At 43.8% G+C, this 20,842-nt stretch carries 23 protein-coding genes; 5 read left to right on the top strand and 18 right to left on the bottom strand.

All coding sequences use genetic code 11. The features are described 5' to 3' along the window. Positions 1-71: 71 nt before the first annotated feature. From LNN34_RS01955 to LNN34_RS01935, 5 genes are all read right to left on the bottom strand, one after another. On the bottom strand, positions 72-302 hold the full coding sequence (locus tag LNN34_RS01955) for a YrhC family protein (protein WP_010335091.1): 231 nt from the start codon (positions 300-302) through the stop codon (positions 72-74). An 84-nt stretch (positions 303-386) separates the two neighbouring features. Continuing rightward, positions 387-1,526, bottom strand: a complete 1,140-nt coding sequence (locus LNN34_RS01950) for a bifunctional cystathionine gamma-lyase/homocysteine desulfhydrase (RefSeq protein ID WP_229042612.1) — start codon at positions 1,524-1,526, stop codon at positions 387-389. 1 nt (position 1,527) lies between these two features. Further along, positions 1,528-2,451 carry an O-acetylserine dependent cystathionine beta-synthase gene (locus tag LNN34_RS01945; protein WP_229042611.1) on the bottom strand — a complete coding sequence of 308 codons (924 nt, stop codon included), beginning with the start codon at positions 2,449-2,451 and terminating at the stop codon, positions 1,528-1,530. A gap of 62 nt (positions 2,452-2,513) precedes the next feature. Further along, positions 2,514-3,209 (bottom strand): 5'-methylthioadenosine/S-adenosylhomocysteine nucleosidase, encoded by a 696-nt coding sequence (mtnN, locus tag LNN34_RS01940; RefSeq protein WP_044154338.1) that lies wholly within the window; start codon positions 3,207-3,209, stop codon positions 2,514-2,516. Positions 3,210-3,229: 20 nt separating this feature from the next. Next, positions 3,230-3,871 (bottom strand): class I SAM-dependent methyltransferase, encoded by a 642-nt coding sequence (locus tag LNN34_RS01935; protein ID WP_044154337.1) that lies wholly within the window; start codon positions 3,869-3,871, stop codon positions 3,230-3,232. Positions 3,872-4,063: 192 nt separating this feature from the next. On the opposite strand from LNN34_RS01935, the gene LNN34_RS01930 reads away from it, so the two are divergent. Beyond that, on the top strand, positions 4,064-4,267 hold the full coding sequence (locus tag LNN34_RS01930; RefSeq protein ID WP_024122294.1) for a YrzA family protein: 204 nt from the start codon (positions 4,064-4,066) through the stop codon (positions 4,265-4,267). Positions 4,268-4,301: 34 nt separating this feature from the next. Here the strand turns inward: LNN34_RS01930 and LNN34_RS01925 are convergent, their stop codons facing one another. From LNN34_RS01925 to LNN34_RS01865, 13 genes are all read right to left on the bottom strand, one after another. Beyond that, complete coding sequence (locus LNN34_RS01925) at positions 4,302-5,003, bottom strand: YrrS family protein (RefSeq protein ID WP_044154335.1); 702 nt, start codon at positions 5,001-5,003, stop codon at positions 4,302-4,304. A gap of 64 nt (positions 5,004-5,067) precedes the next feature. Further along, positions 5,068-6,822 carry a peptidoglycan D,D-transpeptidase FtsI family protein gene (locus LNN34_RS01920; RefSeq protein WP_229042610.1) on the bottom strand — a complete coding sequence of 585 codons (1,755 nt, stop codon included), beginning with the start codon at positions 6,820-6,822 and terminating at the stop codon, positions 5,068-5,070. Positions 6,823-6,875: 53 nt separating this feature from the next. Then, positions 6,876-7,349: a transcription elongation factor GreA gene (greA, locus tag LNN34_RS01915; protein ID WP_010335099.1), complete on the bottom strand. Its 474-nt coding sequence runs from the start codon at positions 7,347-7,349 to the stop codon at positions 6,876-6,878. Between the two features lie 248 nt (positions 7,350-7,597). Then, a complete protein-coding gene (gene udk, locus LNN34_RS01910; RefSeq protein WP_010335100.1) occupies positions 7,598-8,233 on the bottom strand; it encodes a uridine kinase in 636 nt (211 codons plus the stop codon). Positions 8,234-8,239: 6 nt separating this feature from the next. Beyond that, positions 8,240-9,508 (bottom strand): peptidase U32 family protein, encoded by a 1,269-nt coding sequence (locus LNN34_RS01905; protein ID WP_229042609.1) that lies wholly within the window; start codon positions 9,506-9,508, stop codon positions 8,240-8,242. An 18-nt stretch (positions 9,509-9,526) separates the two neighbouring features. Next, on the bottom strand, positions 9,527-10,456 hold the full coding sequence (locus tag LNN34_RS01900) for a peptidase U32 family protein (protein WP_229042608.1): 930 nt from the start codon (positions 10,454-10,456) through the stop codon (positions 9,527-9,529). A gap of 5 nt (positions 10,457-10,461) precedes the next feature. After that, the gene (locus LNN34_RS01895) at positions 10,462-11,115 is read right to left on the bottom strand and encodes an O-methyltransferase (RefSeq protein ID WP_024122299.1); all 654 of its coding nucleotides are present in this window, start codon (positions 11,113-11,115) and stop codon (positions 10,462-10,464) included. A 151-nt stretch (positions 11,116-11,266) separates the two neighbouring features. Then, entirely contained in the window at positions 11,267-12,349 is a 1,083-nt protein-coding gene (gene mltG, locus LNN34_RS01890) for an endolytic transglycosylase MltG (RefSeq protein WP_059335501.1), read from the bottom strand. Between the two features lie 127 nt (positions 12,350-12,476). Next, entirely contained in the window at positions 12,477-12,758 is a 282-nt protein-coding gene (locus tag LNN34_RS01885) for a DUF1292 domain-containing protein (RefSeq protein ID WP_010335105.1), read from the bottom strand. 17 nt (positions 12,759-12,775) lie between these two features. Continuing rightward, complete coding sequence (gene ruvX / locus LNN34_RS01880; RefSeq protein ID WP_044154325.1) at positions 12,776-13,192, bottom strand: Holliday junction resolvase RuvX; 417 nt, start codon at positions 13,190-13,192, stop codon at positions 12,776-12,778. A gap of 7 nt (positions 13,193-13,199) precedes the next feature. Then, the gene (locus LNN34_RS01875) at positions 13,200-13,466 is read right to left on the bottom strand and encodes an IreB family regulatory phosphoprotein (protein ID WP_003225903.1); all 267 of its coding nucleotides are present in this window, start codon (positions 13,464-13,466) and stop codon (positions 13,200-13,202) included. A gap of 84 nt (positions 13,467-13,550) precedes the next feature. Further along, positions 13,551-16,187 carry an alanine--tRNA ligase gene (gene alaS / locus LNN34_RS01870; protein WP_193659527.1) on the bottom strand — a complete coding sequence of 879 codons (2,637 nt, stop codon included), beginning with the start codon at positions 16,185-16,187 and terminating at the stop codon, positions 13,551-13,553. A 332-nt stretch (positions 16,188-16,519) separates the two neighbouring features. Then, positions 16,520-17,581 (bottom strand): AI-2E family transporter, encoded by a 1,062-nt coding sequence (locus tag LNN34_RS01865; protein WP_059293521.1) that lies wholly within the window; start codon positions 17,579-17,581, stop codon positions 16,520-16,522. A 222-nt stretch (positions 17,582-17,803) separates the two neighbouring features. Between LNN34_RS01865 and LNN34_RS01860 the strand changes: the two genes are divergently transcribed. From LNN34_RS01860 to LNN34_RS01845, 4 genes are all read left to right on the top strand, one after another. Beyond that, entirely contained in the window at positions 17,804-18,532 is a 729-nt protein-coding gene (locus LNN34_RS01860) for an amino acid ABC transporter ATP-binding protein (protein ID WP_215510288.1), read from the top strand. 22 nt (positions 18,533-18,554) lie between these two features. After that, the gene (locus tag LNN34_RS01855; RefSeq protein ID WP_229042607.1) at positions 18,555-19,376 is read left to right on the top strand and encodes a transporter substrate-binding domain-containing protein; all 822 of its coding nucleotides are present in this window, start codon (positions 18,555-18,557) and stop codon (positions 19,374-19,376) included. 63 nt (positions 19,377-19,439) lie between these two features. Continuing rightward, positions 19,440-20,090 carry an amino acid ABC transporter permease gene (locus tag LNN34_RS01850; RefSeq protein WP_044154313.1) on the top strand — a complete coding sequence of 217 codons (651 nt, stop codon included), beginning with the start codon at positions 19,440-19,442 and terminating at the stop codon, positions 20,088-20,090. Between the two features lie 16 nt (positions 20,091-20,106). Further along, positions 20,107-20,763, top strand: a complete 657-nt coding sequence (locus LNN34_RS01845; RefSeq protein WP_044154312.1) for an amino acid ABC transporter permease — start codon at positions 20,107-20,109, stop codon at positions 20,761-20,763. Positions 20,764-20,842 lie beyond the last annotated feature (79 nt).

The raw sequence follows: 20,842 nt of genomic DNA, 5'->3' as shown, positions 1-20,842 counted from the left end.
CGTTTTCAAACTTGAAGGTGTTTTTTATTTGTCTCATCTTATGGGGTCAGTCCCCAGTTGATGGCTGTTTTTTATTCGTCGGCTTCTTCCAAGCGCTTCTTATATACAAGTGAACGGTCGGCGCAAAAGAAAGCGCCGGCTAAAAATACGCAATCCGTCATAAACATAACTGATTTCTGGCCTAGCGTTAAGCCCTGATCAGGAAGAACCGCGCCTATATATAAAAAAGTGCTGACTGCAAGCAAGGTAAAAGCGAAATGCTTGTAGTCTTCTTTTAATGATTTCATTCTATTCTTCTTCATAAAAGAATCACCTGCCAGATTCATAGTATACGACTATTATAATATAATCTGGCAGCTTACAGAGAAAGTAAATCTATCCATTTGTTATAAAATGTGAAGAGCCTGCCCGATATCTTCCAGCAAATCCTCTCCATCCTCTATTCCCACAGAAATTCTGATCAAGCCGTCTGTAATGCCGAGTTCAAGCCGGCGCTCTCTCGGAATAGAGGCATGTGTCATTCTAGCCGGAACAGAAATTAAACTTTCTACAGCGCCCAGGCTTTCCGCAATTGTAAACAGCTTAAGTTTGCCTAAAAAGGCATCCACTCGCTCTTCACTGCCAATATCAAAGGAGATCATGCCTCCAAAGCCTGATCCTTGAGATTTCGCAAGCTCATGTCCCGGATGGTTTGGAGAACCAGGGTAATATAACGTTTGAACAGCGGGATGCTGCTCAAGAAAGCTTGCGATTTTCCGCGCGTTTTGATCGATTGCTTCCATTCTGAGCCCAAGTGTTTTGATCCCTCTCATTAACAGCCATGAATCCTGAGGGCCGAGCACGCCGCCTGTTGAATTTTGCACAAAATGCAGCTCTTCTCCAAGCTCTTTCGAAGCTGTAATAACTAAACCGCCGACAACATCACTGTGTCCGCCGAGATATTTAGTCGCACTGTGAAGTACGATATCAGCGCCTAAAGTAAGCGGCTGCTGAAAATATGGTGTATTAAAGGTGTTGTCTACGATTAGAAGAACACCCGCTTTTTTCGCAATATCTGCCATCAGTGATAAATCGGTGATTTTGAGAAGCGGATTTGTCGGTGTCTCAATATAAATTGCCTTTGTATTGGGACGAATCGCTTTTTCGACTTCTTCTCTGCTGCTTGTGTCCACAAAAGTTGATTCAATGCCGAGACGGTTAAGCACCTTTGTCATCACTCGATATGTCCCGCCGTACACGTCATCAGTCAAAACAACATGGTCTCCGCTGTTAAACAGCATCATAACAGCTGTAATTGCAGCCATTCCTGAGCTGAACGCATAACCTGCTTCCCCGGCTTCGAGCTCTGTCACAAGCGTTTCCAGTGCAGTTCTTGTCGGGTTGGCCGTTCTTGAATATTCATAGCCGGTATGCTGGCCTGCTTTCGGCTGCTTGTACGTGCTCACTTGATATATCGGAACGGAAACAGCTCCTGTTTTCTCATCACCTGTGATCCCGCCATGTACCATCAATGTTTTTTTCTTCATATCAGATGCCTCCTTCGTATATATGTTTGCTGATATACCGATCACTGCTGTCTGGGAATACTGTGACAATATTTGTGCCGGCAGACGATTTTTTCGCTTCCTCCAATGCCGCATAAAGCGCTGCACCTGAAGAGCTTCCGATCAGCAGGCCCTCTTTTTCAGCCGCTTCTTTAACAAGTCTAAAAGCATTCTCATCTGTTACCGTATATATTGCATCAAAATGGCTTTCATCCATATAGTCAGGGATAAACTCCATGCCGATCCCTTCTGTTTTATGAGCATGAGGCTCTCCGCCGTTTAATATGGAGCCTTCAGGTTCGACAATTACTGTTTTGATTGCGGGATGTTTTTCTTTTAAGAAGGATGCTGTTCCCGCGAATGTGCCTCCTGATCCTGCCCCCGCGACAAATGTATGAATATTGCCGTCAAGCGCTTTCCATATTTCAGGTCCAAGAGTCTTATAGTAAGTCGATGGATTTACTTGGTTTTTAAATTGCAAAACACAATAGGAATTTTCAATTTCCTTCTCCAGCTGTATCGCTTTTTGAATGGCTCCCTGCATTCCGTCTTTACGCGGCGTATGCACGATTGACGCTCCTAGCGCCTGCATAATTTGCTGCTTTTCTTTGCTGAAATGTTCCGGAACACAGAAAATGGCTTTTAAACCATGTTTTCTGGCGTTAAGGGCAAGCCCGATACCTGTATTTCCGGCCGTTGCCTCTATAATGACTCCCCCGGGCTTCACTTTGCCTGAATCCAGGGCGTCACGAATCAGCATATCTCCCAGTCTGTCTTTTATGCTTCCGCCAGGGTTCATCATTTCCAGCTTGGCATATACAGCCACACCTTCAGGAATATCAAAATTCTCCAAGCGGAGAAGCGGTGTATTCCCAATCAGCTCGGTAATGTCCGTAATAACTGTCATATATGTCCTCCTCCTTGATAGAGGTTGTTTTAGGGAAAACGGAGGAGAACACTCCCCCCGTTTTAATGAATTCGTTTGATCACTTTTAACACAAGCTCTGTTGAGTGAACAGCGGCCTGCTCTAAAAATTGGTCAAATGATACATGTGATTCTTTTCCTGCGATATCAGATAATGCTCTGATCACAACAAACGGCGTTTTAAACTGGTGGCACACTTGAGCGACTGCCGCTGCCTCCATTTCAACCGCATACAGATCAGAAAATCTCGCACGCACCTCTTCTACTCGCTTCGGATCATTCATAAAGGAATCGCCTGTTGCGATCGTTCCTTTTGCAACTTGAATGCCGTCAAGCTCAGAAATTGCTTCTTCAGTAATGCTGATCAGCGTTTCATCTGCGGCGTAAGCAGCCGGAAGGCCTGGCACCTGTCCGTATTCATAATCAAAGGCCGTTACATCTACATCATGATGGCGAACGTCAGTAGAAATGACGACGTCTCCCACATTCAGTGTATGATGAAATCCGCCCGCTGAGCCTGTGTTAATCACATAATCAGGCTTGTAGCGATCAAGCAGAAGTGTCGTGCTGATCGCAGCATTCACTTTTCCGATTCCTGATTTTAAAAGAATGACTTCAGTTCCTTCATATTGGCCTGTTGTAAATTCACAGTGCGCGATCGTTTCTGTTTTTGCATTTTCCAGTTTGTTTCTTAGGATGGTTACTTCCTCTTCCATTGCTCCGATGACTGCTAGTTTCATCTATACACATTCCCTTCACTTTACCGTTTGATCGCCTCCATTATCCACACGAAGTCGTTTTGCTGAATGAATCGGACTGCAAAACCTTCAGCTGTAAACATCTCTTTCATCGTTTCCAATGTGGGATAATGCTCTGTCTTTAAATCATTCGCCAGCTGATAAAAGCCCTGAGAACGTGCTTTATCAATGGCTTGATTATACGCTTCCTCGTGTTCAAAGACAGTATCGGCAAACACTATTTTATCATGCATGTGAAGGTATTTGCCATATTGCTTTATTGCGGCTCGTTTTTCTTCGTCAGTCAAATGATGAAAAGCATATGAACTGACAATCGTGTCAGCCTGAAATGGCGGTTCAGGGAATGTCAGGAAGTCTCCGTCAACAATTTCCGCCCTGCCGCGGAGCTTGTCAGATGCTAACTTGCGCATCGCCGGAGACGGCTCGACTCCAAATACAGATTTCCCCGCTTCAAGCAGTTTCGCTGTCAAGTTGCCAGTCCCTGGCCCAAATTCTAATACACGAATCCCTGACCGGCTGACAATGGCATTCAAAATATCATCATAGCCTCTGAATGCCTCTTTATACTGAATATCAAAACCTTGAACTGTTTGATCGTAAGTTGCGGCCCAATCCTCAAAAAGAGGGATAAATTCACGTCCCATAGTTGTCACACTCCATATTTTATAATTCCTATAAGCATACTATGAATTAATGATGGAACAGTTCCTATCTTACCATATCTTCTTGAAAGTAGGTACTAAAACACTTTGTGTTTTTTATCGAGTCATATATTGCGCGTACAGTGTAAAAAGGCTTATACTTCATATGACTTGTAAAGGCGGAGGGGTCGAAAGATGAATTTTCAATTGGATCTGATTAAAGACAAAGTAGAATTTTTCGAAGCGGCATCATTGCAGGAGCTTGAAAAGAAAATCAACACACAAATTGAAAACAATAAAGCGATCATGCTGCGTGTGAAATCTGTCTCGCATCAAACTGCTGTGGCAGACGGAAAATTTTTTTACAGCGCCGTTGTTCATTTTGCAGCTGAGGTGTAAAACAAAAGCAGCCGAAAAATTCGGCTGCTTTTGTTTATTTTAATTTTTCTACTTTTATCGGCTTCCAGCCTTTTTCATCAACCCATGTAATCGTTACTTGATATTTCTCTCCGCTCGTTTTATCTAAAATCTTACCTTTGGCATCCTGAGGACTGCCGTTATTTCCGAGCCAGAGCACGGTCATGTTATCTGTTGAAACACCGGTTGCATATGATATGGCTTTCAGCATCTCAGCCCAGTCTTGTGAGCTTGAGTCATAAGTGGCGGCATGCTCGCCCTTCTGCTCAGTTCCGACTGCTTTCCAGTCAGGATTTTCATACGTTTTTTCCACATCACTTGATGAGCCGCCTTCTGTGACTTTTGCGTCTTTAAGCGGGTCATCTGAATTTGAGTCTGAGTCTGAATCAGAGTCATCACTTTTAGAAGAATCATCTTTTTTGGAATCTGAATCTGAGTCAGAAGATTTCTCAGAATCCTTTTCGCTGTCAGATGTATCTTTCTTACTGTCTTTTATATCCTCATCGGATTTCTTTTCCGTCTTTCCTGAAGCCGGAGATTCCTGTTTTTGCGCCGTTTCAGAATCCTTGCTGACATCTTTGCTAGAAGGGCTGTTAATGAAGAGATTGGCTGCTACTACAACAATTAGAATAGATACGATTGCGATTAAGATGTTAAGCACTAAATTAGCTTTCCTGCGCTTATCACGGTTTTCATAACGAGATTGATTATTGCTCAATAATTCTGCACTCCTTTATCCCTCTTGGCTCAGCATATATTTTATCATGTGCTGAGAAGTTGTTCTATTTCTGATTGATTTCAATTTCGTGTACTTTTTTAACAATATCATAAAACACCGAATTTGTCAGAGCCTTATCCCCCGGCGTATCCATGTGCAATACGACAAGCGCGTATTTCGGCTTATCCGCGGGAAAATACCCGGCAAACCATTTTTCATAAAGCGTTTCTTTATCTTTTGAAAGCTTGCCTGTCTGGGCCGTGCCTGACTTCCCTGCTACAGTATACGAAAGATCCTGAAACCTTCTGCCCGTTCCGGAAGGAGATTCCACCACCCGACACAGCATTTTTTGAAGCTGCTGTGCCGTATATTTGTCTATTGTTTCTCCTTTAAGCTTCTGATCTTTAAACTTGACGAGCGTTGTGCCGTTTTTGTATTCAATCTGCTCTGCGATTTTCACCTGACGCTTTTCACCGCCGCGGGCGATTGTCGCCATCATATTAGCTACCTCAAGCGGCGTTACCTTTACATTTTTCTGCCCGATCGCTGTTTGCGCAATTGCTTTTTTGACTGATTTGTCTTTTTCATCCCCCCAAATCACGCCGCTTTTTTCATTATAGAATTGGCGGAAATCTGACTCGTGGTACAGTTTTCCTTCCCAGCCTGCCCGATCTGTAAGGGACAGCTTTTCTGACATGTCTTCAATGACGGAATGGTCTTTCTTCATTAATTGTTCGGCAAGACTTGTAAACGTGTAATTGCAGCTTTGCGCGAAACTTTCTTCAAAGGACAGGGTTCCTTTGTCGTCTCCCGGTTCGCCGTACAGGTTTAAATTACAATTAAAGGTTTGACTCGGCTTTACGGCGTTATGCTCAATCGCAGCTGCAGCAATTACAGTTTTAAAAACGGAGCCGGGATAGATTGGCGTCAGCATGTAATTTTGAAGCGTGTTTTGTCTGGACACATCGGCATCCGGTTTGCTTACGATGCCCAACACACTGCTCTTTTCGATGTCCAGCAGCACCGCTCCTCCTTTTTTCAGCCCCTGATCATCTAGTATGCCTTCTATCGCTTTTTGAATGCTTTGATCAATCGTTGTTTTGACTTGGAGCGGATAAAATGAGTTGGCCTCAGCTGTATATTTGACGTCCATGCCAAACAAAGGGTTTCCTTTTCCGTCCACATGATACAAAAGCTTCGTGTCCTGTTCCGGAAGCAAAAACTCATCAAATGTCCGTTCTAAACCAGTTGTGCCGATTTTCGTTTTAATCGGCAGGTTTTCCTTTTCAGGATACTTATTGCGGAGAAGCGCTGGATCTTGATTGGTTGTGCCTATCGTATGCGAGGCAAGACTGGGCTTGTCTTCATTCTCCATATATACGCCGTAAATGCCAGGATATTTCAAAGAATTGATTTTTGTGATAGATTCCTTCGAAAGTGTTTTGATTTTCTTTTGATGTAAAATAACTGGTTTTTTCGATTTTGCAAGAGTCTGATGCAAATCATCTTCAGACATGCCGAGAATCTCTGCGACTTTTTTAATCGGCCAGTCCTGTGTTAACAGAAAAGGGAACAAAACAACCGCAGGCTCGCTTGTCCCAGTCAGCGCTTGGCCGTTTCGATCTAAAAACGATCCTCTGCCGTCAGAAATGAGCACTTCCTCCGTTCGCTGATTAACACTTTCCTGTATTAAATTAATTTTCTTTTTTGAAAATGATTCTGTGAAAAACAGCTGGATTTCCGCGAGCCTCAGCAAAAGCAGAAAAAACACGATTAAAAAAGCCAGAACAGCCAGCTTCATTCGTTTCGATAACTTCATAAAAAAACACCTCACCCACATTGTGGACGAGGTGTTTCTTTGCTAAACGGATATTATGAAATTTTCACAATTTTCACGAGCATTTCTCCGCCCGGTGTCTGAACTGTGACTTCATCATCTACTTTTTTGCCAAGCAGGCTTTTAGCGATCGGCGAGTCGTTTGAAATTTTCCCTTCAAACGGATCAGCTTCAGCGCTTCCGACGATTGTATAAGATTCTTCATCACCATCAGGCAGTTCGACGAAAGTGACGGTTTTGCCTAAACCGACAACGTTAGAGCCGCCGTCATCTTCAATGATTTTCGCATTGCGGATCATATTCTCAAGAGTCGTTACACGGCCCTCTACGAATGCCTGCTCTTCTTTCGCTGAGTCGTATTCAGAGTTTTCGGAAAGATCCCCGAAACTTCTCGCGATTTTGATGCGCTCTACTACTTCTTTTCGTTTAACCGTTTTCAAATATTCTAATTCTTGTTCAAGTTTTTGTTTTCCTTCTACAGTCATAGGAAAAACTTTCTCTTGTGCCATGTCCCTTCACTCCTTCTGGTTGTCCCTCAACATCTTCGATTATGTATGAGAGCATAAACTAAAATACAAGAATGAGAACACAGGGCAGTCCTCGTTCTTCTCTCCCATATTGGTACTGTTTATCTTAAACTGAATCTTGTGGTTCTGCAAATATTTCGCGTTTATAAACAGGGAAAGAAGGGAATTTATACATCCCCTTCCTGCCTATACATAATATGGTCAGAGTTATTTATGTCTATGCTATGGTATTACAAAATCGCGTTTTGTTCAAGAATGGTTTGAATTTTTGTGACCATCAGATCAATTGCAACGTGATTTTGTCCGCCTTCCGGGATAATAATATCAGCGTATCGCTTTGTCGGCTCAACGAATTGATTGTGCATCGGGCGGACAACAGACACATATTGTTCAATGACAGAATCAATAGAGCGTCCGCGCTCATTAATATCTCTCATAATCCGTCTGATGATGCGCAAGTCTGCGTCTGTGTCAACGTAAAGCTTGATATCCATCAGGTCGCGCAGCCTTTTATCTTCAAGAACAAGAATGCCTTCAAGAATAATCACGTCTTTCGGCTCTACGTGAACCGTTTCTTCTGACCGTGTGTGAAGCTTATAATCGTAAATCGGCTTTTCAATCGGACGATAATTCAAAAGGTCTTGAATATGCTCGATTAAATAGTCATTATCAAACGCAAGCGGATGATCATAGTTTGTATTCAGCCTTTCTTCAAATGGAAGATGGCTTTGGTCTTTATAATAGAGGTCTTGCTGGATCATTAAAATCGAGTGCCCTTTGAATTGTTCATAAATTGAACGTGTTACACTCGTTTTTCCTGAACCGGAACCTCCTGCGATTCCAATGACTACTGGACTCTTACCCATGGGTGATTACTTCCCCTTTCTCATCATGTTGCTCGGATAAATCTTTTTGTCTAATTTGAATTTGACAATTTGCAGGGGATGGCGGGCAGCGTCTAGCTCATTTCCGTCTTCGTCCCAAATGGTTTCAATCGTATGTGTAAAGTTTTCGATTTCCGGACCGAAAAATTCTACTTCGTCGCCTTTTTTGAAGAAATTGCGCTGCTGAAGAGTGACCATTTGTGTATCCTCATCATAATTCAGCACTAAGCCGGCAAAATCAAATGTTGTTTTTTTGCCGTGTTCGCCAAACATTTGCTCTTCATAGCCTGGTGTTCCTTCGAAGAAAGCTGTCGCAGTGTCACGGTTGGCGCATTTATCAAGCTCTTCCAGCCATTCTTTTTGAATCACAAAGTTATCAGGATCAGCGCAATAAGCGTCAATCACTTTACGGTATACGCTGACAACTGTCGCTACGTAGTGAATGGATTTCATCCGTCCTTCAATCTTTAAGCTGTCGATGCCCATTTCAATCATTTTCGGAATCGACTCAATCAGCTTCAAGTCTTTCGGACTCATTGCAAACGGAGCGTCTTCTTCACTGTATAAAGCAACGGCATTGGCACCTTCGGTTTGATATAAATCATAATCCCAGCGGCATGACTGGCAGCAGCCTCCGCGGTTGGAATCGCGGGCTGTCATGTGATTGCTCAGGACACAGCGGCCGGAGTATGCAATACACATTGCACCGTGAATAAAGGATTCGATTTCGATATCTACTTTTTCTTTCATTTCTCTGATTTCGAGCGCACTTGTCTCACGGGCTAACACCACACGGTCAAGCCCTTCTTCCTTCCAGAACTGAACAGCCTTCCAGTTGGAGAGAGATTGCTGCGTGCTCAAGTGAACCTCAACATGAGGCGCTACTCTGCGGCATGTTTCGATAATAAGCGGATCTGCCACAATGATGCCGGCAACATTGGCGTCACCAAGAGCTTTTAAATAATCTTCAAGCCCGTCAATATTCTCATTATGGGCAAAAATGTTTGTCGTGACGTAAATTTTCGCGCCGTATTTTTTCGCAAATTCCACGCCCTCTGCGATTTCTTCAATCGTAAAGTTATCCGCATTCGAACGAAGCCCGTATTCCTGCCCTCCGATAAAGACGGCATCCGCTCCGTAATGCACAGCAATTTTCAGCTTTTCAAGATTCCCCGCAGGCGCGAGAAGCTCTGGCTTTTTCGTAATCACACGCTTAGCATCCACTATTTTAGAAATCTTATCATTTACGGCAGTCATAGCGTAACCTCCTTTTCATTAATAAACCGTTTCTTTAAAGAAGAACCCGGTATCTATTTTTCTGTTTACTGGCTGAATGTTTTCAATACGTTCGATCCAGTCTTCTTTTTTCACTTCGTAATCGTCACGGTTTTCCGCACACAGATCAATCGCTTCTCTGTACATGCTGGTGACTTCCACTAAGTATTCAGATGATTTCAGAACACCGTCGATTTTGAAAGAATCGACTCCCGCATCTATCAGCTCTTCAAGTTCATCAATGATGCACACATCGTTTGGGCTCATGATATGTGTGCCGTTTTCATCTTCGAAAATCGGATATTTATTATGGCGTTCCTTATCATGCAGGAACATGCCGGATTCTTTTTTCTTTCTTTCAATGTCCATGACTTTACCTTGGTATTCGAAATAGTTTCCGATCAAGGAACGTTTCGACTGGAACATGCAGGTCATTCCATGCACCTGAACTTCAATTTCAACTTCTGCGTTTTCTTTGATCTCGACAATGCTGTCCATATTTAATTCTCTGGCAAGCACAGATCGAGCTGCGCCTTTACGTCCCCAGTAGTTGCATGTATAATAGTTGGTTCCTGTCGTTTCTGTGCTCCAATGAAGCTTCATATCCGGCGCTGATTCACGTGCCGCCATAAGAACGGCAGGATCGCCGAATACAGCCGCATCAACGCCCGTTTCCGCTAAGAAAGCGAGATAATCGCCAAGTTCTCCCACTTTATCATTATGAAAAATTCCGTTTACGGCAACGTATACTTTTGCTCCTTCGTTGTGGGCAATGTCTACGGCTTTCGTTACATCCTCACGGGAAAATTCCCCCGCTAATCTAAGACCGTATCTCTGTTCCCCAACTAAAAACGCAGTTGCTCCCGCCTGAATCAGCGGCAAAATGTCTGCCGTACTTGTCGGTGTGACTAAGAGCTCTGGTTTTTTCATGACGTTCACCTCTTCTTTTTACTGATCGCAAGCCCGTCCCCAACAGGGATAATCGCAGTTTGATAATCCGGATGATTCATCAGCCAATGATTATACTCATCGATTTTTGATACCAGCCTGCGTCTTCTTTTTGGTTCTATTTTGCTGTAATCCTCTGCCACCAAACCTTTAAACAGCACGTTGTCTGTTAAAATCACCCCGTCTGGCGAAAGCATCGGTTCATATAAGTGAAAAAAGTTTTGATATTGACCTTTAGCAGCATCAATGAAAATCACATCATATGGCGCTGTGACATGAACGGCTTCTGCTAATTCGAGCGCGTCCCCGTAAAACACATGGATTCGGTCATCAAGCTGAAAATCCTTTATGTTATTAACAGCTTCCTCATGGCGTGTCTCATTGCGTTCAATCGTATATATTTCTGCAGACGGCAGTGCCAGCGCCATTCGAATGGCCGAGTAACCGATAGCCGTTCCGATCTCCAGTATTTTCTTCGCCTGTTTGACAGACAAAATTTGAAGCAGCACTTCTATGCCCGCTTTTTCCATAATCGGAACATGATGTTCTTCCGCATATGCTTCCAGTTTCCTCACGTTATCCGGCTGAGGCTTCAATAATGCTTCTATATAGTCATTTATTTGTTCATAGCGGTCTGTCACAACAAACAGCCTCCCGTTCTAAAAAGGAGTGCCCCAGTCTTTGACACAGGACACTCTCTGAGCACAACTTGTATACGTTAGTAAACAACCCGATATATTTTATCATAAAACCTTGCGGAATGCGAATAAAAGGAGAGCTTTTGCTCTCCTTTTATTTCTGATTTTTTGCCGAAATATATTTTTCTTTTGCTTTATTATGTTCTTTTAATGTTTTCGTAAATACGACCTCACCGTTTGATTTTGCTAAAAAGTACAGATAGTCCGTTTTATCCGGATGAAGCGCCGCTTCCCATGACGACATTCCGGCATTGGCAATCGGTCCTGGCGGCAGGCCGGTGTTTTTATACGTATTGTACGGCGAATCGATTTCAAGGTCTTTATAAAGCACCCGGTCTTTATGTTTTCCAGCCGCGTACAAGACGGTCGGATCGGTCTGAAGCGGCATCTTCTTTTTCAGCCTGTTATAAAAGACGCTAGAAATTTTATGGCGATCGGCTTTTTCAGTCGCTTCCTCTTCGATCAATGAAGCCACCGTCAGCAGCTTATGCACAGAAAGCTTTTCTTTCTTCATTTCTGTTTTGTATGTTTTCACATAAGAATCTGTCTGTTTCATCATCTCAGTTATGATGTTCTCAAGCGACGTATCCGGATCGTTGAATGGATATGTAGCCGGGAATAGGTATCCTTCCAGCGGATGCTTTATATTCTTCTGAAAAACATCGTTTGTAACGGTGTCCGGAAATTCCTTTTTCAGCTGATTGATAAACGTTTTATCGTCCAGCTTTGCCATGACCTGTTTTTTTGAGTATTTCGTTTCCTCCGCAATGGCGTCGGCGATCTGTGTCAGCTGTTTCCCCTCAGGCACGGTGATTTGAAAGGCGTAGTTTGTTGCTCCGCTTGTCAGCTTCTTGATAATGGCATCCAGATCCATTCCTTTGTTCAGATGGTAGTACCCGGCTTGGAATCCAGAAGCTTTTTTATATTTCACATAGTACTGAAATGCCTTTTCACTTTTTATGACATTGTTTTCCTTCAAAATCGATGCGATCGCAGATACAGACGATCCGCTCGGAATGTTAATATTAACTGTCGTTTTATTGTTTTTTTCAACAGGTTCCAGCAGTGATTTCCCATATAAAAATGCTCCGCCTATGATGAGAAGCAGCACAATAATGGAAGACAGTACAATTCTTTTTTTATTTAAAAATGATTTTTTTTGCTGATTAATATACATAAGGTCTCCTCCCATCAGCTTTTATACTACATGATTCATGCTGTTTCGGCAATTTATTACAAAAAAAGTCTCTTTATAAGCAGAAAAAAAGCCGGAGCAGTATAGGCTCCGGCTTTTGGCGCGGTTTTTACTCTTCGTCTTCTTCCGCTAAAAACGTGTTTAATGTCTCTTCGATCATATCCCATTCTTCATCGGTTTCGATCGGGAATAGTTCACCGTCTTCACCATCTTCGTTTGGCGTAAAGCTGGAAGCAAGAATTTCTACTTCTTCGTCATTCTTTGTTTCAATTGGGTAGTACAACACATAAGATTTGCCAAACTCTTCGTTTTCAAATGTAAACAGCACTTCGCAAAGCTGTTCATTTCCTTGATCGTCAACAATTGTAATATTTTTTTCGCCGTGTTCCATTATATTCACCTCTGGCTTTAATTTAAGCTGTCAAGATATCCTTGCAGAATCATAACAGCCGCCATTTTATCAATGACTTTTTTTCGTTTCTGCCTGCTGACATCAGCGGCAATCAGCATTTTTTCAGCCGCCATTGTGGTAAGACGCTCGTCCCACAGCACAACAGGAACATTGTACGTGTTTTCAAGCACTTTCGCAAATGTTTGGCTGGCTTCACCTCTCGGGCCGACTGTTCCATTCATGTTTTTAGGAAAGCCAAGCACGATCTTATCTATAGTATAGTCTTTTGTCAGTTCAGATAAACGGGGTAATCCGTAATCGCCCTCTGCTTCATTTATCTTTATGGTCTCAATGCCTTGAGCAGTCCAGCCCATTTCATCGCTCAGAGCAACACCGAGTGTTTTGGTTCCTAAATCGAGCCCTAATATTCTCATTGTTTATTTACGCCTCTTTATGCTGTTCTAAATAAGACTTCACCAATTCCTCGATTAATTCGTCTCTTTCAAGTTTGCGAATTAAATTGCGAGCGTCACGATGCCTAGGAATATAAGCGGGATCACCTGACAGCAAGTATCCGACAATCTGATTGATTGGATTGTAGCCCTTTTCCTGAAGCGCGTCATACACAGTAATCAGCACCTCATTTACGTTAGTCTCGGCAGAATCATCGGAGAAATTAAATTTCATCGTTTTATCAAACGAGCTCACCGTTTTGCACCTCTTTCCCAAATTCGCAGGCAAAGTTCAGCCTGGGGTCCTAATCTTACCATCATTCTACACTACATGGGCAAATTATAAAACGGATTTCACCCAATCTTCTACAGAAGCCAATGCTTCTTCTAATTTTTCCGGCTGCTTGCCGCCCGCCTGTGCCATGTCCGGACGGCCTCCGCCGCCTCCGCCGCAAACTTCCGCGGCTTGTTTGACAAGCTTGCCGGCATGAAGGCCTTTCTCAATCAGATCCTTTGTAACACCGGCAGAAATATTGACTTTATCATTTTGTACAGCGCCAAGCACGATGACCGCAGAGCCGATTTTTGCTTTCAGTTCATCAACCATTGTGCGGAGATGGTTCATGTCTTTGGCGTTTACCTTTTCCGCAAGCACGCTGACACCATCAACTTCTTTTACTTTTGATAGAATGGCGCCTGCTTCAACGTTGCCTAGTTTCGCCAGAAGAGATTCATTTTCTCTTTGCGCTTCCTTCAGCTCAGCCTGCAGCGCAGCAACGCGCTTCGGCACCTCTTTGATATTTGTTTTCAGTTCGTCGGCAGTCTGCTTCAAAACTGAGATCTGACTGTTCATTTCCACGTAAGCGCCTTGTCCTGTTACAGCTTCAATCCGTCTAGTGCCCGCTCCGATTCCAGACTCAGATACGATTTTAAACAAGCCGATTTCCGCTGTGTTGCTGACATGGCATCCGCCGCAAAGCTCAAGGCTGTAATCTCCGACTTGAACAACCCTTACAATATCACCGTATTTTTCTCCGAACAGAGCCATAGCTCCCATTTCTTTTGCTTCAGCGATCGGTTTCAGATCAATGCTGACCGGGATGCTTGCCCAAATCTTTTCGTTTACAATGACTTCAATTCGTTCGAGCTCTTCTTTTGTCACTTGTCCGAAGTGTGAGAAGTCAAAACGAAGGCGGTTTTCATTCACAAGAGAGCCCGCCTGATTGACGTGCGTTCCAAGAACATCCTTCAAGGCCTGGTGCAATAAGTGCGTTGCCGTATGGTTTTTAATCACGCCGCTTCTCATATGATCTTCAACCTCAGCTGTTACATGCATGCCTTTTTGAACGCTTCCGCTCTCGACAACGCCTTCATGCACATGCTGGCCGTTCGGCGCTTTTTGCACATCTTTCACTTTTACCACTGCCTGCTCGCTGCGCAAAAAGCCTTTGTCGCCGATTTGACCGCCGCTTTCCGCATAGAAAGGTGTTTCGTCAAGAATGATCTGTACAGTTTCGCCTTCATGCGCTTCTTCAATTAACCGGCCGTCCTGCAGAAGCACAATCACATTGGCATCAGCCTTTGTTTGGGAGTAGCCGACAAATGTGCTTTCTTCTGTTACGTCGCGTAATGCGCCGCCCTGCACCTGCATGCTGCCGACATCCTGACGTGCATTTCTGGCCCGCTCGCGCTGCTGGTTCATTTCTTCTTCAAAGCCTTTATGGTCAACTGTCATGTTCTCGTCTTCCGCATATTCTTCAGTCAGTTCAACCGGGAATCCGTAGGTGTCGTAAAGTTTAAAGACATCCGCACCTGAAATGACGCTGCTGCCCTTATCTTTTTCCTTTTTGATCATTTCTGACAAGATGGCAAGTCCTTCATTCAATGTTTCGTGGAAGCGTTCTTCCTCCGTTTTTATGACCTTTGAGATGAATTCTTCCTTCTCTTTTACTTCAGGGTAGAAAGCAGCCATGATCTCAGCAACAACCGGCACAAGATCGTACATGAACGGACGGTTGATGTTGATCGTTTTGGCATAACGCACAGCGCGGCGCAATAAACGTCTTAATACATAGCCGCGTCCTTCATTTGACGGAAGCGCCCCGTCACTGACAGCAAAAGCAACCGTTCTGATGTGGTCGGCGATGACTTTAAATGCAGTGTCTTTTACATGATCTTGGCCGTAAGCTTCACCGGAAATCGTTTCTGTCGCTTTGATGATTGGGACAAACAAATCAGTATCAAAGTTTGTCGGGACATTTTGAATGACAGATACCATTCTTTCAAGCCCCATCCCTGTATCGATGTTTTTCTTCGGAAGCGGCGTATACGTGCCGTCCGGATTATGGTTGAACTCAGAGAATACAAGGTTCCATACTTCAAGATAGCGGTCATTTTCTCCCCCAGGATAAAGTTCCGGATCGTCAGGATCGTTCCCGTACGCTTCACCGCGGTCGTAGAAAATTTCTGTGTTCGGTCCGCTCGGCCCTTCGCCGATGTCCCAGAAGTTCCCTTCGAGGCGAATAATTCTTTCTTCGGGAACACCGATTTTTTTCGCCCAAAACTCATACGCTTCTTCATCTTCCGGATGAACTGTAACAGAAAGAAGCTCTTCGTCAAAACCAATCCACTTGTCACTCGTTAAAAATTCCCAAGCCCATGTGATCGCTTCTTCTTTAAAATAATCGCCGATGGAAAAGTTTCCGAGCATTTCAAAGAATGTGTGATGGCGCGCGGTTTTACCCACATTTTCAATATCGTTTGTTCTGATTGCTTTTTGAGCGTTTACGATTCTTGGATTTTCCGGCACAACGCGGCCGTCAAAATATTTTTTCAGCGTCGCAACACCGCTGTTGATCCAAAGCAGTGAAGGATCTTCATGAGGCACTAATGACGCGCTCGGCTCTACAGCATGTCCTTTTTCCTTAAAGAAATCCAAAAACATTTGACGCACTTCAGCAGAAGTTAAGTGTTTCATTGTATTTCCTCCTCTATAAAAATCGAAATTCTCTTCAGTGACAGCAAAAAAGCCCTCCCCCTATGCAAACACACGTTTACACAGGGACGAGAGCTGTCTCGCGGTACCACCCTGATTACGGGCCTTATGATTCGCCCGTCACCTTTCATCCAATAACGCAGGATGTGCGGCAGAGATTAACTGCACTCAGGATTAGCTTCCTCCGATCTTCTGATAAAGCTCCTTTCAGCTTACGGAGCTTCTCTCTTTAACAGGGCTTCGGCGTACTCAGATCCGTCACTCGAGATTCGTATGTATTCTACGAGAAATTATAGACAAGCGGCACGCCAATGTCAATGCTCCGTCCGCATCCGCAGAAAATGGATCATCATTACTTTTAAAACAGCCGCAGCAGGCACTGCCAGTATCATGCCGACAATCCCCGCCAGCTCACCTCCGGCAAGAAGCGCAAGCATGATCACTACCGGGTGCATCTTGAGGCTTCTGCCGACAATAAACGGACTAAGGACATTTCCTTCCAAAAATTGAAGTACAAACACCGTAATGACAACGACAAGAACGGCCTTCACAGAAATCGTCATCGCAATCAAAAGCGCAGGAACAGCGCCGATAAAGGGACCGAAGTACGGGATGACATTCGTAATACCCGAGATAAGACCCAGTATCAGCGGATACGGAAGGCCAAATATCCAAAATGTAATACCGGCTACGGCTCCGAGAATCAAGCAGACAAGCAGCTGGCCGCGAATGTAATCACCGAGAGAATCATCTACATCAAGCAAAAAAGCGCTGCCCCGCTTCCTCCAAGACTTCGGCGTCAAATACCACACCGTTTTTTTCATCAATTCGATGTCCTTAACCATATAAAACACGAGAAAAGGGATCGTTGCCGCAATTAAGAAATAGTCGAGCACTTTACGGATTCCGCTGATTGCCCCTTCGATTGTGCCGGCGAAAAACGCCTCTGTCTGCCTAATCATTTTGTCTATACGATGATGCATGCCGTCCGGCCAATCATCTGTATGGTTATGCACGTGAAGAAGGAGCCCATTGTACGTCTCGGCAAACATAGGTATATTTTCTGACAAATCCGTCAGCTGCACGATTAGAACAGGCACACCTTTATATAATGCCCAGCCCAGTCCGCCAAAAAAAAGAACGTAAATCACCAAAATGCTTAAAGTCCTCGGCAGACCTTTGTCATGAAGCCACTCAGTGACCGGAAGTAATAAATAAGAAATAAAAATAGAAATGATCAAGGGAATAAAGATCGATTTTATGACGAGCCACAGGGGAGACCATAACATATCTAGCATACAAAAGACATAGACTGTTAACAGGACCAATAAACAAATGGCCACCCATAACAAAAGCTGCACCGGTTTCTGGAGCATCTGCTTTCACCTCTTCTATATCTTTTGAGGATTATAGGGAATTATTCTCTTATGTTTTCTTTACACAGGCAAATAGAATGGATATTTTCCCACGCTGAATTTTCAGAAAAGTTTGACCTTTCTGCACTAAGGTATGCATCATATCGTGTTGTTACTTTCCTCAACCTTGTAAGTTAGTTACATTTACACATAATTATTGAAGTTTCTGTTAGGAGGATTGCGATGATCTCATTTCAAAATGTAAACAAGCATTACGGAGATTTTCATGTGCTAAAGCAGATTAACCTGCAAATCGAAAAAGGTGAAGTCGTCGTCATTATCGGCCCATCCGGTTCCGGAAAAAGCACTTTGCTCAGATGCATCAACAGGCTGGAGACGATTAACGAAGGAAATCTTACCGTAAACGGCACAGTTATTAATGACAGAAAAACTGACATTAATCACGTACGGCGAAATATCGGAATGGTGTTTCAGCACTTTCATTTATATCCTCATAAAACCGTGCTGCAAAATATTATGCTGGCGCCCGTAAAAGTACTCGGACAATCCGCTGAACAAGCGAAGGAAACTGCGCTGTATTACCTTAAAAAAGTCGGAATCCCTGAGAAAGCAAACGCCTATCCTTCCCAGCTTTCCGGCGGGCAGCAGCAGCGTGTGGCTATTGCCCGGGGACTGGCGATGAAGCCGGAGGTCATGCTGTTTGACGAGCCGACATCGGCGCTCGATCCGGAAATGATCGGTGAAGTGCTTGATGTGATGAAGAACCTCGCCAAAGAAGGCATGACAATGGTTGTCGTGACGCATGAAATGGGGTTTGCGAGAGAAGTGGCGGATCGTATTGTCTTTATTGATGAAGGAAACATTCTGGAGGAAGCAGCACCGGCTGAGTTTTACGCAAACCCGAAGGAAGAACGGGCACGCCTATTCTTGAGCCGTATTTTAAATCATTAAAAAGAGAAATGGGGGCGTTTGTATGAAAAGGATTTTATCGTTAGCATTGATTTCTTTAATCGCTGTTGTCATGCTTGCTGCATGCGGAAGCAAGGGGTCAAACGGAGAAAGCGCAAAGGTTAGCAAAAAAGATACATTAGCTGCCATTAAAGATCAAGACAAAATGGTTTTCGGTGTTAAAACCGACACCAGGCTGTTCGGCCTGAAAAACCCAAGCTCAGGTGATATCGAGGGATTTGACATCGACATTGCCAAACAAATCGCTAAAGATATTTTAGGACACGAAAACAAAGCTGAATTTAAAGAAGTCACATCAAAAACAAGGATTCCGATGCTTCAAAACGGAGATATCGACGCCATTGTCGCAACGATGACGATCACTGATGAACGAAAAAAGGAAGTTGACTTTTCCGATGTCTATTTTGAAGCAGGCCAATCACTTCTCGTGAAAAAAGGCAGCAAGATCAAAAGTATTGAGGACCTTGGCAAAGGCTCGAAAGTTCTCGCTGTAAAAGGCTCCACTTCCTCTCAAAACATACGCGAAAAGGCGCCTGATGCGAGTGTATTAGAGTTCGAAAACTACACCGAAGCCTTTACAGCGCTGAAATCCGGTCAAGGCGATGCTCTCACAACGGATAATGCTATTTTATACGGAATGGCTGACGAGAATAAAAATTATCAATTAACAGGAGAACCATTCACGGATGAGCCATATGGAATTGCCGTAAAAAAAGGACAATCGGCTCTCGCAAAAGAAATTAACGCTTCTCTCGAAAAGATGAAATCGGACGGTAGATATGACGAGATTTATAAAAAATGGATTAAAGAAGAACCAGCTGAATAACGAACATCCCGGGGTGAGCAGGCGATGCTCATCCCGATTTTATAAGGAGAGTGAATAAAGCATATGAATGTGTCTATTCTATTCGATAACTTCGACATGTATATGGACGGTTTTTACCACACGCTGCTCGCAAGCCTGATCGCGCTGGCCGGCAGCTTTGCGCTTGGCGTTCTTGTCGCGGTGATGAGAATAACAGTATTTAAGCCCTTGCAATGGCTCGGGACGGCTTATGTCGAATTTATCCGCAATATCCCTTTGCTTTTGATCACATTTGTCTTTTACTTTGGACTTCCAAATGCGGGTCTGAGGCTGGATGGATTCCAAGCGGGAACCGTTGCGCTCACAATTTATACGTCTGCTTTTATCGCAGAAGCCATCAGAGCCGGCATCCAGTCTGTTTCAAAAGGGCAAATGGAAGCAGCAAGATCGTCAGGCTTTACCTACAGCCAGGCAATGGTATATATCATTTTGCCCCAGGCGATCAAAATTGTGATCCCCCCCTTGGGCAATCAATTTTTAAATTTGGTCAAAAACTCGTCTATTCTCGGGGTTGTTGCCGGATTGGATCTCATGTATCAGGCGGATTTGGTGTCATCAAGCACGCTCGTCGTTTTTGATGTCTATATCTTTGTGGCACTCTTTTACTTAGTGCTGACGATACCGCTTAGTATCGGTGTTAACTATTTGGAAAAACGGCTGGAAAGAAGCTATTGATAAGGAGTGAAAACCATTGGATTTCATCGGAGCTTATTCATCTGAACATTTAGCTTTTTTATGGGACGGCTTTCTCGTCACACTGTACGTTGCATTTATTTCTATCATTCTGAGCTTTATTTTCGGGTTGATCGCAGGTACTCTCCGTTATGCGAAAATCCCTATTCTTTCTCAACTGATTGCCGTTCTCGTTGAAACGATCAGAAATCTTCCCTTATTATTAATTATTTTCTTTACGTTTTTCGCCCTGCCGGAAATCGGGATCAAACTTGAAATTACAGCTGCCGCTATTACAGCCTTAACAATCTTTGAATCCGCCATGCTTTCTGAAATCATACGGAGCGGCCTGAATTCAGTTGACAAAGGGCAAATTGAGGCGGCGCGTTCCTCCGGTCTTAGCTATACACAGTCACTTTTCTCTATTGTGATGCCTCAGGCGCTTCGCCGGATGGTTCCGCCGATCGTAAGCCAGTTTATTTCTTTATTAAAGGATACATCGCTAGCTGTTGTCATTGCCCTGCCTGAGCTTATTCATAACGCGCAGATTTTAAACGGGCAAAGCGCTGACGGCAGTTATTTTTTCCCGATTTTTCTGCTGGCGGCATTGATGTATTTTGCAGTCAATTACAGTCTTTCACTTGCAGCCAGACGCCTAGAGGCACGCCAGACATAAAAAGGATACTCTAAAGAGAGTATCCTCAGCTTGTAGAGAAAACGATGTTTTTTCTACAAGCTTTTTTGTTTTATACAGT

The organism is Bacillus sp. AF23, from assembly GCF_020861455.1.
In the GTDB taxonomy this organism is placed as follows: Bacteria; Bacillota; Bacilli; order Bacillales; family Bacillaceae; genus Bacillus; species Bacillus halotolerans.
This window is presented reverse-complemented; position numbering and strand designations above follow the sequence as displayed.

Excerpts from the sequence above, each read along its gene's own strand:
- mtnN (WP_044154338.1), bottom strand. The coding sequence starts at position 3,209 with ATGAAACTAGCAGTCATCGGAGCAATGGAAGAGGAAGTAACCATCCTA.
- LNN34_RS01905 (WP_229042609.1), bottom strand. The coding sequence starts at position 9,508 with ATGACTGCCGTAAATGATAAGATTTCTAAAATAGTGGATGCTAAGCGT.
- LNN34_RS01900 (WP_229042608.1), bottom strand. The coding sequence starts at position 10,456 with ATGAAAAAACCAGAGCTCTTAGTCACACCGACAAGTACGGCAGACATT.
- ruvX (WP_044154325.1), bottom strand. The coding sequence starts at position 13,192 with ATGAGAATATTAGGGCTCGATTTAGGAACCAAAACACTCGGTGTTGCT.
- LNN34_RS01935 (WP_044154337.1), bottom strand. The coding sequence starts at position 3,871 with ATGGGACGTGAATTTATCCCTCTTTTTGAGGATTGGGCCGCAACTTAC.
- LNN34_RS01945 (WP_229042611.1), bottom strand. The coding sequence starts at position 2,451 with ATGACAGTTATTACGGACATTACCGAGCTGATTGGGAATACACCGCTT.
- udk (WP_010335100.1), bottom strand. The coding sequence starts at position 8,233 with ATGGGTAAGAGTCCAGTAGTCATTGGAATCGCAGGAGGTTCCGGTTCA.
- LNN34_RS01865 (WP_059293521.1), bottom strand. The coding sequence starts at position 17,581 with ATGCTCCAGAAACCGGTGCAGCTTTTGTTATGGGTGGCCATTTGTTTA.
- alaS (WP_193659527.1), bottom strand. The coding sequence starts at position 16,187 with ATGAAACACTTAACTTCTGCTGAAGTGCGTCAAATGTTTTTGGATTTC.
- LNN34_RS01920 (WP_229042610.1), bottom strand. The coding sequence starts at position 6,822 with ATGAAGTTATCGAAACGAATGAAGCTGGCTGTTCTGGCTTTTTTAATC.
- LNN34_RS01950 (WP_229042612.1), bottom strand. The coding sequence starts at position 1,526 with ATGAAGAAAAAAACATTGATGGTACATGGCGGGATCACAGGTGATGAG.
- LNN34_RS01860 (WP_215510288.1), top strand. The coding sequence starts at position 17,804 with ATGATCTCATTTCAAAATGTAAACAAGCATTACGGAGATTTTCATGTG.
- LNN34_RS01850 (WP_044154313.1), top strand. The coding sequence starts at position 19,440 with ATGAATGTGTCTATTCTATTCGATAACTTCGACATGTATATGGACGGT.
- LNN34_RS01855 (WP_229042607.1), top strand. The coding sequence starts at position 18,555 with ATGAAAAGGATTTTATCGTTAGCATTGATTTCTTTAATCGCTGTTGTC.
- greA (WP_010335099.1), bottom strand. The coding sequence starts at position 7,349 with ATGGCACAAGAGAAAGTTTTTCCTATGACTGTAGAAGGAAAACAAAAA.
- LNN34_RS01885 (WP_010335105.1), bottom strand. The coding sequence starts at position 12,758 with ATGGAACACGGCGAAAAAAATATTACAATTGTTGACGATCAAGGAAAT.
- LNN34_RS01930 (WP_024122294.1), top strand. The coding sequence starts at position 4,064 with ATGAATTTTCAATTGGATCTGATTAAAGACAAAGTAGAATTTTTCGAA.
- LNN34_RS01955 (WP_010335091.1), bottom strand. The coding sequence starts at position 302 with ATGAAGAAGAATAGAATGAAATCATTAAAAGAAGACTACAAGCATTTC.
- mltG (WP_059335501.1), bottom strand. The coding sequence starts at position 12,349 with ATGTATATTAATCAGCAAAAAAAATCATTTTTAAATAAAAAAAGAATT.